This window comes from Mycobacterium senriense, from assembly GCF_019668465.1.
In the GTDB taxonomy this organism is placed as follows: Bacteria; Actinomycetota; Actinomycetes; order Mycobacteriales; family Mycobacteriaceae; genus Mycobacterium; species Mycobacterium senriense.
In genome coordinates this window covers 3,819,745-3,833,539 of sequence record NZ_AP024828.1, presented here as the reverse complement: position 1 = coordinate 3,833,539, position 13,795 = coordinate 3,819,745, and the positions used below count along the sequence as shown (strand labels likewise).

Genomic DNA, 13,795 nt, shown 5'->3' with positions numbered 1-13,795 from the left:
CACACGCTAGAACGCCCGCCGCCCGGCGGCAATGAATTACTGGGCCTGGCTCACCGACGACATGTAGAAGTCGGGTATCCGCAGCGACGGCATCGCGGCGCGGGTGGCCCAATCCCCCCATTCGCGCGGCAGGGTCTTTTCACTGACGCCGGCTTCGGTGGCCCGCCGCAGCAGGTCCAGCGGACTCTCGTTGAATCGGAAGTTGTTGACCGCCGCGGTCACCCGGCAGTCCTCGATGAGGTAGACGCCGTCGCGGGTCAGCCCGGTGAACAACAGGGTGGTGGGGTCGACGACGCGGATGTACCACAGCGTGGTCAGCAACAGACCGCGCTCGGTGGCCGCGATCATGTCCTCCTGACTGGCCGTCCCACCGGTCATCACCAGGTTGTCGGCGGCCACCGCGACGTCGACGTCGTATTTGGCGGCGGTGGCTCGCGGATAAGCCAGCGCGTTGATCACTCCCTTGCGGATCCAGTCCACCTGATTGATCTCCGCACCGTTGTCGAACACCGACACCGTCTCGGAGGAACTGCTGACCGCGACGAACGGCGTACAAGTCAGTCCGGGCGCCATCGGATCGGAGTAGAGCGTCAGCGGCAGATCGGTGAGCCGCTCCCCCACCCGGGTTCCGCCGCCGGGCGCCGAGAACGCGGTCCGGCCCTCCTGGGCGCCGCGGCCGGCCATCGACCACGCCATGTAGATCATCATGTCGGCCACCGTCGACGGCGGCATGATCGTCTCGTAGCGTCCCGCCGGCAGCTCGACGCTGCGCTGCGCCCAGCCCAGCCGCGTCGACAGCTGCTCGAGCAGCGAATCGGTTGGCACATCGACGAAGTCGGGTGTCCCGACCCCCGCCCAGGCGCTGGCGTCGCCGCGTTTGGCGTTGATTTCCACCGCCCCGTTGGGCTGAGTGAAACGTCGCCGCAATCCCGTCGACGATGCCAGGAAGGTCGTCGAAACACTGTGGTGGGCAAAGCCATACAACCGGTCTTCGCCGCGGAAGCCGCGGGTCAGTGAGCCGGCCACATCGGAGAAGACCAATGGCCCGGTGCCGGGCACCGGCGCGTCCCAATCCACGGGCACCCCGGTATCGCTCAGCAGCGGCGCGGCGTCACCGGCCTCCGGCGCCGCGCTGGCCGCCTCCTGCGACGCGGCCACCAGCCCGGGCAGCACCCGCGGGTCGGCCTCAGCGGACACCACCGTGCCGATGCGCGCGCCGGACCCGCGACGCACCACCGAAATCACCGACACGCTGCGGCTCACCGAAACCCCGTTGGTGGTCATCGAATTGCCCGCCCAACGCAACGTCGCCTCGACCTTGTCGGTGACCAGCACCATGGTCTCGTCGGCGCGGCCGAGCTTGGCCGCCTCATCGAGCACGATGTTGACGACATGCTGCGCGGTGATCACTGGCGCCCGCCCTCGGTGCGGGTGTTGAGCACGTTGATGCCGCGGAACAGCGCCGACGGGCAGCCGTGGCTGACCGCCGCGATCTGTCCGGGTTGGGCCTTGCCGCAATTGAACGCACCACCCAGGCGCCAGGTCGACGCTCCCCCCAAAGCCTCCATCGAATTCCAGAACTCGGTGGTGGTGGCCTGATAGGCCACGTCACGCAGCTGACCGTCCAGCCTGCCCTCGCGGATCTGGAAGAAACGCTGGCCGGTGAATTGGAAGTTGTAGCGCTGCATGTCGATTGACCATGACTTGTCGCCGACGATGTAGATGCCGTCCTCGACCCGGCTGATCAAGTCGTCGGTGCTGATGTCGTCGGGCGCCGGCTGCAGCGACACGTTGGCCATCCGCTGGATCGGCACATGGTGCGGCGAGTCGGCATACGAGCATCCGTTGGAGCGCGGCTGGCCCAGTCGCTGCGCGAATACTCGGTCGAGCTGGTAGCCGGTGAAGATTCCGTCGCGCACCAGATCCCAGCTTTGCGCGGCCACCCCCTCGTCGTCGTAACCGATGGTGGCCAAGCCGAATTCGACGGTGCGGTCCGCGGTCACCGTCATCACCGGCGACCCGTACCGCATGGTGCCCAGTTTGTCCGGCGTGGCGAACGACGTACCGGCGTAGGCCGCCTCGTAGCCGATCGCGCGGTCGTATTCGGTTGCGTGCCCGATTGATTCATGGATCGTCAGCCACAGGTTGGTCGGGTCGATCACCAGGTCTTTGGGCCCCGGAACGACGGTGGGCGCCTTGATCTTCTCGGCCAGCAATGACGGCAGCTGCGCCAGCTCGTCGGTCCAGTTCCACACCTCGTCACCGGCCAGGACCTCCCAGCCACGGCCCATCGGCGGCGCCAGCGTGCGCATCGAATCGAAGCTGCCGGCCGCGGGGTCGACCGTCACCGCCTCCAGCGAGGGCAGCACCCGCACCCGCTGTTGGGTGATCGAGGATCCGAACGTGTCGGCGTAGAACGTCTGCTCCTTGACGGCGGTCAGCAGCGCCGACACGTGGTTGATGCCGTCGGCGCTCAGCAGCCGCCCGGAGTAGTCCTCCAGCACGGCGATCTTGTCGGTGGTCGAGATGTCGAACGGGTCGATCCGGTAGTCCGACACCCAGGCCGCGTCCGCGTACACCGGTTCGGGCGCCAGCTCGACGCGCTCGCTGCTCAGCGTCGCCAAAGTGGTGGCCACGTGCACCGCGCGCCGCGCCGTCTCGGCCGCCACCGACGGCACCAGCTCCGCATGCGAGGCGAATCCCCAGGTGCCGTCGACGATCACTCGCACCGCCAGGCCCACCTCACGATTGATCACCGCGGTCTCCAGCTCGCCGTCGCGCAGCTGGATGATTTCGGTAATGATGCGATGAACCCGCAGGTCGGCGTGCGTCGCCCCGGCCAACTTGGCCGCCGAGAGCGCGGCATCGGCCAGGTCGTGGCGCGGCAGGTCCAGGAAGTCGGCATCGATCCCCCGGTTCGGTGTCACGCTTCCACCGTAACGGCCGCTCACCCCAAACCCCGGCGGCGCCCGCTTTAATAACCCCATGGCCAGCGCGGTGCTGAGGAAACAACCTCGATCCACGGCGCTGGGCTACGCGCTGCTGGCGCCCAGCCTGTTCGGCGTGCTCGCCTTTCTACTGCTGCCCATCCTGGTCGTGCTCTGGCTGAGCCTGTGCCGCTGGGATCTGCTCGGCCCCCTGCACTTTGTGGGCCTGTCCAACTGGCGGTCGGTGCTGACCGACGCGGGTTTCGGCAACTCGCTGATCGTCACGGTCATCTTCGTCGCGATCGTGGTGCCGGCGCAGACCGCGCTGGGACTGCTGGCCGCGACCATGCTGGCCGGCCAGCTCCGCGGCACCAATGTGTTTCGCACCCTGTTTGTGCTGCCGTGGATTTGCGCGCCGCTGGCCATCGCGGTGCTGTGGCGCTGGATCCTGGCTCCCACGGACGGCGCGGTGAGCACCGTGCTCGGGCACAGCATCGAGTGGCTCTCCGATCCCAGCTTTGCGTTGCCGCTCGTTTCGGCCGTGGTGGTGTGGACGAACGTCGGCTACGTCTCGCTGTCGTTTCTGGCGGGCCTGCTGGCCATTCCCGACGACATCCAGGCCGCGGCACGCACCGACGGCGCCACCGCGTGGCAGCGATTCTGGCGCATCACCATGCCCATGCTGCGGCCAACGACCTTCTTCGTGCTGGTGACCGGGATCGTCAGCGCAGCACAGGTTTTCGACATGGTGTACGCGCTGACCGACGGCGGACCGGCCGGCAGCACCGACCTGGTGGCCCATCGCATCTATGCCGAGGCGTTCGGTTCGGCGTCCATCGGCCGGGCCTCGGTGATGGCGGTGGTGTTGTTCGTCATCCTGATCGGCGTCACCCTGGTCCAGCACCTGTACTTCCGGCGACGGATCAGCTATGACCTCACCTAACCGCACCACCAGCATCGTGATTTATGCCGGGCTGTCACTGGGCGCATTGATCACGTTGGCGCCGTTCGCACTCGGATTGATGACGGCATTCACCTCGGCCCACCAATTCGCCACGGGCACCCCGTTGCAACTGCCGCGGCCACCCACGCTGTCCAACTTCGCCAACCTGGCCGGAGCCGGATTCGGCCGGGCGGCCGCGGTGACCGCATTAATGACGGCGGTGATCCTGGTGGGCCAGTTGACCTTTTCGGTGCTGGCCGGATACGCCTTCGCGCGCCTGCAATTCCCCGGCCGTGACGCGCTGTTCTGGGTGTACATCGCGACGCTGATGGTGCCCGGCACCGTCACGGTGGTGCCGATGTATCTGATGATGGCCCAGCTCGGCCTGCGCAACACGTTCTGGGCGTTGGTGCTGCCGTTCATGTTCGGCTCGCCCTACGCAATCTTTCTGCTGCGCGAGCACTTCCGCATCATTCCGAACGACTTGATCAACGCCGCCCGGCTGGACGGGGCGAACACCCTCGACGTCATCGTGCACGTGGTGATCCCGTCCAGTCGCCCGGTCCTTGCCGCACTGGCACTGATCACGGTCGTCTCGCAATGGAACAACTTCATGTGGCCGTTGGTGATCACCAGCGGCCACAAGTGGCGGGTGCTCACCGTCGCAACCGCCGAGCTGCAGTCGCGGTTCAATTCCCAGTGGACGCTGGTGATGGCGGCGACCACCGTCGCGATCGCCCCGCTGATCGCGCTGTTCGTGATCTTCCAGCGCCACATCGTCGCGTCGATCGTCGTCTCGGGACTAAAGTGACCCGGCCCCGCTTTTCCACACTGATCGCGGGATCGGTTGCGCTGGTGGCCGTGCTGCTGGCGGCGATGGCCGTACTGCTGGATTACTCCGGCCAGCCCCATGGCGGCAAGACCGTCGTCACGGTACGCATCTGGGGCGATCAGATCGGCGCGGCCTATCGGCAATCCTTCGAGGCGTTCAGCCGCGCGCATCCCGACATCGACGTGCACCTGAACTTGGTGGCCTATTCAACGTACTTCAACACCCTGCGCACCGACGTGGCCGGCGGCAGCGCCGACGATATCTTCTGGCTGTCCAACGCCTACCTCGCGGCGTATGCCGACAGCGGCCGGTTACTGAACATCGGCGAAGTGCTCGGGCCCAAAGCCGCCGCGGAGTGGGAGCGGCCGGTGGTCGAGCAGTTCACCCGTAACGGCACGTTGTGGGGCGTGCCCCAGCTGACCGATGCAGGGATAGCGTTGTACTACAACGCGGATCTTCTTGCCGCGGCCAGCGTCGAACCCGCCCAGCTGAACACCTTGCGGTGGAGCCCCGACGGCGGCGACACGTTACGTCCCCTGCTGCGCCGGCTTACCGTCGACTCCGACGGAAACCGCGGCGACACAGCACGTTTCGATGCTGGACGGGTGCGTCAGTGGGCATACAACGCGGCCAATGACCCCCAGGGCATCTACCTGAACTACATCGGTTCGGCCGGCGGCGTGTTCCAGCGAGACGACACGTTCGCGTTCGACAACCCCGCAGCCGTGACGGCCTTTCAGTATCTGGTCGACTTGATCAACCGCGACCACGTCGCGCCGCCCGCCGCCGACACCAACGACAACGGCGACTTCTCCCGCAACCAGTTCCTGGCCGGCAGGATGGCGCTGTTTCAGTCCGGCACCTACAACCTGGCGCCGGTGGCCCGCGATGCCCGCTTCCACTGGGGCGTGGCGATGATGCCCGCCGGGCCGGCGGGCCGGGTCAGCGTCACCAACGGCATTGCCGCGGCGGGCAATGCGGCGACGAAGCACCCTGATGCGGTCCGACAGGTGCTGGCCTGGATGGGCAGCAAGGAGGGCAACGAATACCTCGGGCGTTACGGTGCGGCCATCCCGGCGGTGTCCTCGGCTCAATCGGTCTACTTCCAATACTGGGCCGCCCGGGGTGTCGACGTCACACCCTTTTTCGCCGTGCTGAACGGTCCGCGCATCGCGGCGCCCGGCGGTGCGGGCTTTGCCGCCGGCAACGACGCCCTGCGGCCGTACTTCGACGAAATGTTCTTGGGCCGCAGCGATGTCGCGGCGACATTGCAGCGGGCTCAGGCGGCGGCCAACACCGCGGCGGCGCGCCAGTAAGGGCCCGTCACCGGACGTCGTACGCCGACCGCTCGACCGTCTCGTCGTTGAGCGCGCTGTGGTGGCGACCCCAGACGAAATAGAAGATCAACGCCAATGACACCCAGCCGCTGAACGCGATCCAGGTGTACCAGTGCAGGCTGGCCAGGATGTAGCCGCAGGCCGCCACCGAAAGGATAGGCGTGACAGGATAACCCGGCACCTTGAATCCACGCGGCAGGTCGGGCTCGCGCACCCGCAAGACGATCACCCCGACGGAAACGACGACGAACGCGGTGAGCGTGCCGACCGACACCATGTCGGCGAGCTTTTGCAGCGGGATGAACGCGGCCAGAGCCGAGGCGACGACGGCGACGATTACCGTGTTGTTCACCGGCGTCATGGTGCGTGCGTTCACCGTCGCGAACCTCGCGGGCAGCAACCCGTCGCGGCCCATGGCGAAAAGGATGCGGGTCAGGCCGTACATGGTGACGAGCGTGACACTGAAGATCGAAATGACCGCCCCGGCAGCCAGGATCGTGCCCGCCCAGCCGCCGTGGGTGACGTTGTCGAGAATGACGGCCAGCCCGGCTTCCTGCTGGCCGCCGAAGTTCTGCCACGGCTGAGCGCCCAGCGCGGCCACCGCGACGAGGACGTAGACGCCGGTGACGGTCAGCAGCGCGCCGATCAGTGCCCGCGGCATGGTTTTCTGCGGATCCTTCACCTCGTCACCCGCGGTGGACACGGCATCCAGACCGATGTAGGAGAAGAAGATGGTGCCCGCGGCCGAACCGATACCGGAAACACCGAAGGGCGCGAAGTCACGGAGATGGCTCACGTCGAATGCCGTGAAAGCGACTACCGCGAAGACGACCAGCACGCCGAGTTTGATCATCACCATGATGGCGTTGACCTTGGCCGACTCGCTGGCGCCGCGGATGAGCAGCAACGCGCACATCACGATCAGCAGGACCGCCGGCACGTTCACGTACCCGGGTTGGGAATCCCACGGCGCGGCCGATAAGGCTTGCGGCAGCTGGAATCCCAGGACATTGCTCAGCAGCTTGTTCAGATAGCCACTCCAGTTGACGGCGACCGCGGCGGTGGCCACGCCGTATTCCAGAAGCAGGCACGCCGCCACGCCCACGGCCACCACCTCACCGAGCGTGGTGTACGCATACGAATACGACGACCCCGAAACCGGTACAGCCGACGCCAATTCGGCATAGCAGACGGCCGCCAGGCCGGCGGCGATGCCCGCGAGAAGGAAGGAGACGATCACTCCTGGCCCGGCCTCGGGCACGGCCTCGGACATGACGAAGAAGATGCCGGTGCCGACCGTCGAGCCGATCCCGAACATGGTCAGCTGGAAGGTTCCGATACCGCGCTTGAGGTGATCGGCGGTCCCGTGTGCGGCGTGCGCGCCCACCACCGGGCGCCGCCGGAGCATCTGCTCTTTCAGGCTGATCGACGTGGCTGGCAAGCGCCCCTCCTATGGCCGGATCAGCTGATTATGAAGCAGCCTCCCGTAATACCGCAGCAAGCCGCCCGACTGCCCACTCGATCTCCTGGGCGGTGACCACCAAAGGCGGAGCGAAGCGAAGCGTCGAACCGTGGGTGTCTTTCACCAGGACACCGTGGCCGGCCAGCAGCAGGCTGATCTCCTTGCCGGTGCCCAGTGAGGGGTCGATATCGACACCGGCCCACAATCCCAGGCCCCGTATCTCCTGGACCCCGTGGCCGAGCAGCTGTCGCAGCCGCCGATGCAGGTGCGCACCCAGCGCGGTCGCCCGGGCCTGGAATTCGCCGCGCGCCAGCATGGACACCACCGTGGTGCCGATGGCGGCGGCCAGCGGATTTCCGCCGAAGGTGGAGCCATGCTCGCCGGGGTGCAACACGCCCAGGACGTCGCGGTCGGCCACCACCGCCGACAGCGGAACCACTCCGCCGCCCAGCGCCTTGCCCAGCAGGTAGACGTCCGGGGTCACTCGCCATCGATCGCAGGCGAATGTGTAACCGGTGCGCGCCAGGCCCGACTGGATCTCGTCGGCGATCATCAGCACGTTGTGCTCGCTGCACAGCGCGCGGACCGCTGGCAGGTAGTCGTCGGGCGGGACGATGATCCCGGCCTCGCCCTGGATGGGCTCCAACAGCACCGCGACCGTGGTGTCGTCGATCGCCTGCGCCAGCGCGGCGGCGTCACCGAACGGCACGGAACGGAATCCCGGCGTGAAGGGTCCGAACCCATTTCGCGCGGCGGGATCCGAGGAGAAGCTGACGATGCTGATCGTGCGGCCGTGAAAGTTGTTGTCGGCCACGATGATGTTGGCCTGATCGGCGGGTACGCCCTTGACGTCGGCGCCCCACTTGCGGGCGACCTTGAGGCCGCTTTCGACGGCCTCGGCGCCCGAGTTCATCGGCAGCACCATGTCCTTGTCACACAGGTAGGCAAGTGCCGCGCAGAAGGGTCCGAGCTTGTCGGAATGAAATGCGCGGCTGACCAACGTCACGGCGTCGAGTTGCGCATGCGCGGTGGCGGTGATCTCCGGGTTGCGGTGGCCGAAGTTCACCGCGGAATAGGCGGATAGGCAATCCAGGTAGCGGCGGCCGTCGATGTCGGTGATCCACGCGCCTTCGGCGCTTGCGGCGACCACCGGGAGCGGCGAATAGTTATGCGCTGTACGCCTTTCCGCCAACCTGATCGCGGTGTCGATCCGGTTGGCGGCGACCTTCTGCGACGTCTGCGCATCGAGGATCGTCATGGGTATACCTCCAGGGTGCAGCACTTGACGGATCCGCCGCCCTTGAGCAGCTCGGACAAATCGACGCCGATCGGCTCGAAGTCGGCTCGGCGCAACTGGGCGCCGAAACCCGTTGCCGCGCTGGGCATCACCACATGCAGGCCGTCGGAGACGACGTTGAGACCAAGCACGTAGGCATCGGCCGTGTCGGCGATGATGGCGTCCGGGAACAGCGCGCCCAGCTGCTCCTGGGCCTCGGCGCTGAACGCCGGCGGGTAGAACGCGATGGTGTGATCGTCGAGAACGGCCAGGGCGGTGTCGAGGTGGTAGAAGCGGGGGTCCACCAGCTGCAGGGAGATCACCGGCGCGCGCAGCGCGCGGGAGATCTCCGCATGCGCGCGCCGGTCGGTGCGAAATCCCCAGCCGGCCAACACGATGTCGCCGACCTTCAGCAGGTCGCCTTGCCCTTCGTTGACGTGGCGGGTGCACACCGGCCGGTAACCCAGCGACGACATCCACTGGGCGTAGGCGCGCGATTCGCCGGCCCGCTCGGCGAACCGGAACCTGGCGACGATCGCGACATCGCGCGTGACGAACCCGCCGTTGGCGGCATAGACCATGTCCGGAAGGCCGGGCACGGGTTCGATCACCTCCACGTGATGCCCCAGCCGTAAATAGGTCTCACGCAAGCTTTCCCACTGCGCTTGCGCGAGGCCGACATCGACGGGCGTGGTGGTGTTCATCCAGGGGTTGATCGCGTATTCGACCGCGAAGAAGGCCGGCGGCGTCATCGCGTACCGACGGACGCTCGGCATGCGACCGAGCGCGACGGGCCCGGCTGACCTGACGGTTCGGGACGCTAGCAGATGTTGTTCCGTCATGAATCAACGATATTTGCGGCACTGTTGTTAATCAAACCGCGCATATTGCGTGTCTATGGTCGATTTATTGCGCTACAGTGCTGGAATCGACGATTTGTTGTTTATCGCCGGGAGGGCCCGCCGTGGACCGCTTGGATGAGACCGACGAGCGCATCCTCGCCGAGTTGACCGAACATGCGCGCGCCACCTTCGCCGAAATCGGCGAGAAGGTGAATCTGTCTGCGCCGGCGGTGAAGCGGCGCGTGGACCGGATGCTGGACAGCGGCGTGATCAAGAGCTTCACCACGGTCATTGACCGCAACGCGCTGGGTTGGAACACCGAGGCTTACGTACAGGTATTCTGCCACGGCCGGATCGCACCCGATGAGTTGCGAGCGGCCTGGGCGGACATCCCCGAGGTGTTCAGCGCTGCGACGGTCACCGGCACCCCCGATGCGATTCTGCATGTGCTGGCCCGCGACATGCGGCATCTGGAGGCGGCCTTGGAGAAAATTCGGTCCAGTGCGGACATCGAACGCAGCGAAAGCATCGTCGTGTTGTCCAACCTGATCGATCGGATGCGGCCGTAAAAGTCAGCGCCGGCCGAACAACCGGGACGGCCGCGGGCGGGCCGGTGTCGAGCGACGAGAGGCATACAGCCGGGCAACGGGTTGCCTAATGGACCAATAGCGAGTCGATCACGACTCCGATTGCGCCGGCCGCGGTGGTGATGCCGAGCGTCACCCAGTCTGCCAACTTCGGTCGCGCCGGTGCGGCCGACAGCTGGCCGATACCGCCCCGGGCGGTGATCGCGTCGCCCATCTCGTCGGCCCGTCGCAGCGTCACCACGATTGCCGCCGTGAGCAAATCAATCATGTCGCGGGCCTGCTGCCGGCGGCGGGCCCTGCGCTTCCGCTGCGCCTGGTTGGGGCGCAGTCGCCGGGCGGCGTAGAGCACCTGGAATTCTTCGATCAGCATCGGGAAGGCACGCAACGCAAGCGCCAGGGCGACGGCCCATTCGTCGCTCGGGATCCGCAGCCACCGCAGCGGTCGGCCCAAAGCCGCCAGCGCCGGCCCCATTTCGGCGACGTTGGTGGTCCACGACAGCATGGCGCCGAGCCCGATCAACACGATCGACAGCGCGGTGACCCGCACGAAATGCAGCGTTCCGCCCAACCCGATGTGAACTCCGGCTATCTCGATCACCGGACTACCGGCGCCGAGCGCGGCAGTTATGGCGCCCACCGCCAGAATGATCCAGATCCAGCGCCGCGGCGACGGCACCGCACCACGGGGAATGTGGGCGAGCCGCGCCGCGGTGATCAGCAAGACCAACATCAACCCGATGGTCGCCCAGCCCGGGTAGAAGGTCAGCAGTATCGAAACACCCAGCACCACCAGCAGTTTGGTGCCGGCCCACAACTCGTGGATCTTCGACGTACCGGGCACCGGCACCAGCAGCACCACCGGACGGTGCGTGCGCCGGGTGCGGTTCGGTGCCCGCTTGGTGTCCGCGGGTGCGGTCACGACATACCCCCCGCCGCGGTCGACGCCGCTTCCAGCATGCCGTCGCGCAGGAACAGCACTCGCGGGCAGAGCTCCTCGAGTCCGACGATGTCGTGGGAGATCACCACGACCGTCAGGCCTCGTTCCTTGCGCAGGTTCTCCAGCAACCGCAGCAGGCCGCGCTGGCTGCCAATGTCCAATCCCGCCAGCGGCTCGTCGAGGACCAACGCTCGCGGGGAGCGAGCCAGCAGCCCGGCCAGCACCACGCGGCGCATCTGGCCGCCGCTGAGTTGATCGATTCGGCGCTTGCCCATCGCCGGGTCCAGCCCGACCGAGATCAGCGCCTCGGCCACGCGATCGGTGTCGCGATGCGAAAAGCCCGCTGCGGATGCGACTTCGGCGTCGACGTGATCGCGCATCAATTGCAACCGGGCCGACTGGAACGACAGCGCGACCTCGCCCACGCGCTCGTGGGTGGGCTCGCCGTCGATCAGGCAGGTGCCGGCGGTCGGCGTCGTCAGGCCGGCCATGATCCACGCCAGCGTCGACTTTCCCGAGCCGTTGCCGCCGTGGATCAACACGCCGTCGCCCTGTTCCACCACAAAGCTGATATCGCGCAGCGCGACCTTGGACCACGGTGTGCCGCTGGCATATTCGTGGCTGACATCGACGAGTTCCAGCACCGGCGTCTGCGAGCTGTGACCGACGGCGGCGGCGGTCAGGGCCGGTGCGGTCGCGGTGTCGCTGGTCACCGTGTTGTCCGGCGAATCGCTGAGTTCGATGATGCGGTCGGCGGATGCGGCCTCGTTGTCGTAATGGGTGATGTGCACCAACGTCGTCTGGTGCCGCTTGGCAAGGCCAGAGAGCACGCCCAGCAAGGCATCTCGCCCCTGCTGGTCGACCATGGTGGTGACTTCGTCGGCGATGAGCAGCGCCGGATCCCGCGCCAGCGCGGCCGCGAGCGCGAGACGCTGCAGTTCCCCGCCGGACAGACTTCCGGTGTCACGTTCGGCCAGCCCTTCGAGGCCGACCTCGTTCAGTAGTTGGTTGACGTCGATCTCGGCCTCCGGTGGCAAACCCCACACCACGTCGTCGGCGACCCGGGTGCCCAGGACCTGGCTTTTGGGGTGCTGCAACACAATCGCCGTGCCGCCCATCTCGCCGAGCCCCACCGTTCCCGGGCGCTCGACGCTGCCCGCCGTCGGTGCCCGGCCGGCCAAGATCAGCATCAACGTCGTCTTGCCCGAACCGTTGGCGCCGGTCACCGCGATGTGTTCACCGGCCTGGACATCGAGACTGACCTCGCGCAGCGCGTCCCGCTCGGCGCCGGGGTACCGGAACCGCACCCTGTCCAACCGCACCGGCACCGGCCCCACCGGACTGCCGTGCGCCTGCGCATCCTCGGAGCTGTCCAGCTTGTGGACGTCAGGGATTTTGCGCATCCGCTCCAGGAGGCGGGACAGCGCCGACCAGCTGATGAACGCAACGATGACGACCAACAGGACCATGTAGGGGAAAATCAGCAACGGCCAATGCTGTATGCCGTCGGCGACATACCGCTTCAGGCCCACGCCGACACCCCGCAGGTGGACCCAATTCAGAAATGCCGCGACGCCGTTGGCATTGGCGGTGATGACGTCGAAGAACAAGTGCCGCAGCCGGGTCAGCACCGCCAGCACCGCGACCCAGCCGGCGCCCCAGAGGACTCCGGCGGCCAACGACAACAGGGCGACCGTCGGCAAGCCGCGGCCTTTACGTTTGACGATCCCGCACAATCCGCCGACCCAGGCGCAATCGACGAGCATGAACAGACTGCCCAGTCCGGCAATCAAAAAGGCGATCACCCCACCGGCCACCGTCGCGGCCACCAGCGCCCGGGGGCGGTAGCGGTAGGCCAGCAGTCCCATCGGCACGGTGCCCAGCACGCCCAGTCCCTGAGCGAATGGGATTACCGCGGCCAGGATCTCGATCGCCGCGCAGAGGGCCCCCATAACCGCGGCCTGTGCCAACTCATTTGGCCGCAGCGCCCCTTCCTTCGATCGCCGGAAACGCAGCAAGGTCACTTGGGCGATTCTGCCAGCCGCCAGCAGGAGTGTCCGCTGAAGATGGGTTTTGCGCGGCACGCGTCGTCTTTTAGGCCTCGCTTAGCAAAGCTATGCAACCATGGAGACATGGACAACGATGTCGACGCCGCAAAGCTCAAGGGAGCGCAGGGCTTGGGAGCTGACCTGCTTGCCGTGGTCGCGCGGCTCAACCGCATGGCCACCCAGCGCATCCAGATGCCCTTGCCGGCGGCGCAGGCCAGGCTGCTGGCCACCATCGAGGCTCACGGCGAAGCCCGCATCGGCGACCTGGCCGCGGTCGACCACTGTTCGCAACCGACGATGACGACGCAGGTGCGCCGCCTCGAGGAGGCGGGCCTGGTGACCCGGATGGTGGACCCGGGGGACGCGCGTGCGGTCCGAATCCGCATCACGGCCGAGGGCCGGCGCACACTCAACGCGGTTCGGGCCGACCGTGCCGCCGCGATCGAACCGCAGTTGGCGCTGCTCGACGACGCGGACCGCCAGGTTCTGGTGCAAGCGGTGGAGGTGTTACGTGGGCTGCTCGACAACGCCTCGCTCACCACCTCCGCTGCGGGCCGCCGCAGCACGCTCTGAACGGGGCGGCGCTGGTGATTGGACCGCGGGC

The 13,795-nt window shown here is 67.0% G+C and carries 12 protein-coding genes; 5 read left to right on the top strand and 7 right to left on the bottom strand.

Features of this window, described 5'->3' with window-relative positions; translation table 11 throughout:
• Positions 1 to 36: 36 nt before the first annotated feature.
• Together MTY59_RS18160 and MTY59_RS18155 are read right to left on the bottom strand one after the other, a co-directional pair.
• A complete protein-coding gene (locus tag MTY59_RS18160) occupies positions 37 to 1,410 on the bottom strand; it encodes a metallopeptidase TldD-related protein (RefSeq protein ID WP_221042374.1) in 1,374 nt (457 codons plus the stop codon).
• On the bottom strand, positions 1,407 to 2,927 hold the full coding sequence (locus MTY59_RS18155; RefSeq protein ID WP_221042373.1) for a TldD/PmbA family protein: 1,521 nt from the start codon (positions 2,925 to 2,927) through the stop codon (positions 1,407 to 1,409). Before MTY59_RS18155 ends, MTY59_RS18160 begins: the two co-directional genes overlap by 4 nt.
• A gap of 73 nt (positions 2,928 to 3,000) precedes the next feature.
• Here MTY59_RS18155 and MTY59_RS18150 point away from each other — a divergent pair, with 73 nt between their 5' ends.
• Genes MTY59_RS18150 through MTY59_RS18140 form a run of 3 tightly spaced genes read left to right on the top strand, consistent with a single transcriptional unit; the run spans position 3,001 to position 6,018 of the window.
• On the top strand, positions 3,001 to 3,870 hold the full coding sequence (locus MTY59_RS18150; RefSeq protein ID WP_221046512.1) for a carbohydrate ABC transporter permease: 870 nt from the start codon (positions 3,001 to 3,003) through the stop codon (positions 3,868 to 3,870).
• The gene (locus MTY59_RS18145; RefSeq protein WP_221042372.1) at positions 3,857 to 4,681 is read left to right on the top strand and encodes a carbohydrate ABC transporter permease; all 825 of its coding nucleotides are present in this window, start codon (positions 3,857 to 3,859) and stop codon (positions 4,679 to 4,681) included. Before MTY59_RS18150 ends, MTY59_RS18145 begins: the two co-directional genes overlap by 14 nt.
• Entirely contained in the window at positions 4,678 to 6,018 is a 1,341-nt protein-coding gene (locus tag MTY59_RS18140; protein ID WP_221042371.1) for an extracellular solute-binding protein, read from the top strand. Before MTY59_RS18145 ends, MTY59_RS18140 begins: the two co-directional genes overlap by 4 nt.
• 7 nt (positions 6,019 to 6,025) lie before the next feature.
• On the opposite strand, the gene MTY59_RS18135 is transcribed toward MTY59_RS18140, so the two are convergent.
• The 3 genes from MTY59_RS18135 to ddaH are packed head-to-tail and all read right to left on the bottom strand — an operon-like array spanning position 6,026 to position 9,619.
• Positions 6,026 to 7,480 carry an amino acid permease gene (locus tag MTY59_RS18135; protein WP_221042370.1) on the bottom strand — a complete coding sequence of 485 codons (1,455 nt, stop codon included), beginning with the start codon at positions 7,478 to 7,480 and terminating at the stop codon, positions 6,026 to 6,028.
• A gap of 28 nt (positions 7,481 to 7,508) precedes the next feature.
• Complete coding sequence (rocD, locus tag MTY59_RS18130; RefSeq protein WP_221042369.1) at positions 7,509 to 8,759, bottom strand: ornithine--oxo-acid transaminase; 1,251 nt, start codon at positions 8,757 to 8,759, stop codon at positions 7,509 to 7,511.
• Positions 8,756 to 9,619: a dimethylargininase gene (ddaH, locus tag MTY59_RS18125; protein WP_221042368.1), complete on the bottom strand. Its 864-nt coding sequence runs from the start codon at positions 9,617 to 9,619 to the stop codon at positions 8,756 to 8,758. Before ddaH ends, rocD begins: the two co-directional genes overlap by 4 nt.
• Before the next feature lie 122 nt (positions 9,620 to 9,741).
• On the opposite strand from ddaH, the gene MTY59_RS18120 reads away from it, so the two are divergent.
• Positions 9,742 to 10,188 carry an Rv2324 family transcriptional regulator gene (locus tag MTY59_RS18120; RefSeq protein WP_221046511.1) on the top strand — a complete coding sequence of 149 codons (447 nt, stop codon included), beginning with the start codon at positions 9,742 to 9,744 and terminating at the stop codon, positions 10,186 to 10,188.
• Positions 10,189 to 10,273: 85 nt separating this feature from the next.
• Here MTY59_RS18120 and MTY59_RS18115 read toward each other — a convergent pair whose 3' ends face one another.
• Both MTY59_RS18115 and MTY59_RS18110 read right to left on the bottom strand, forming a co-directional pair.
• Positions 10,274 to 11,125 (bottom strand): CbiQ family ECF transporter T component, encoded by an 852-nt coding sequence (locus MTY59_RS18115; protein ID WP_221042367.1) that lies wholly within the window; start codon positions 11,123 to 11,125, stop codon positions 10,274 to 10,276.
• The gene (locus MTY59_RS18110) at positions 11,122 to 13,167 is read right to left on the bottom strand and encodes an ABC transporter ATP-binding protein (protein WP_221042366.1); all 2,046 of its coding nucleotides are present in this window, start codon (positions 13,165 to 13,167) and stop codon (positions 11,122 to 11,124) included. The genes MTY59_RS18115 and MTY59_RS18110 overlap by 4 nt, the downstream gene beginning before the upstream one ends.
• 108 nt (positions 13,168 to 13,275) lie before the next feature.
• Between MTY59_RS18110 and MTY59_RS18105 the strand changes: the two genes are divergently transcribed.
• The gene (locus MTY59_RS18105) at positions 13,276 to 13,764 is read left to right on the top strand and encodes a MarR family winged helix-turn-helix transcriptional regulator (protein ID WP_221042365.1); all 489 of its coding nucleotides are present in this window, start codon (positions 13,276 to 13,278) and stop codon (positions 13,762 to 13,764) included.
• Positions 13,765 to 13,795 lie beyond the last annotated feature (31 nt).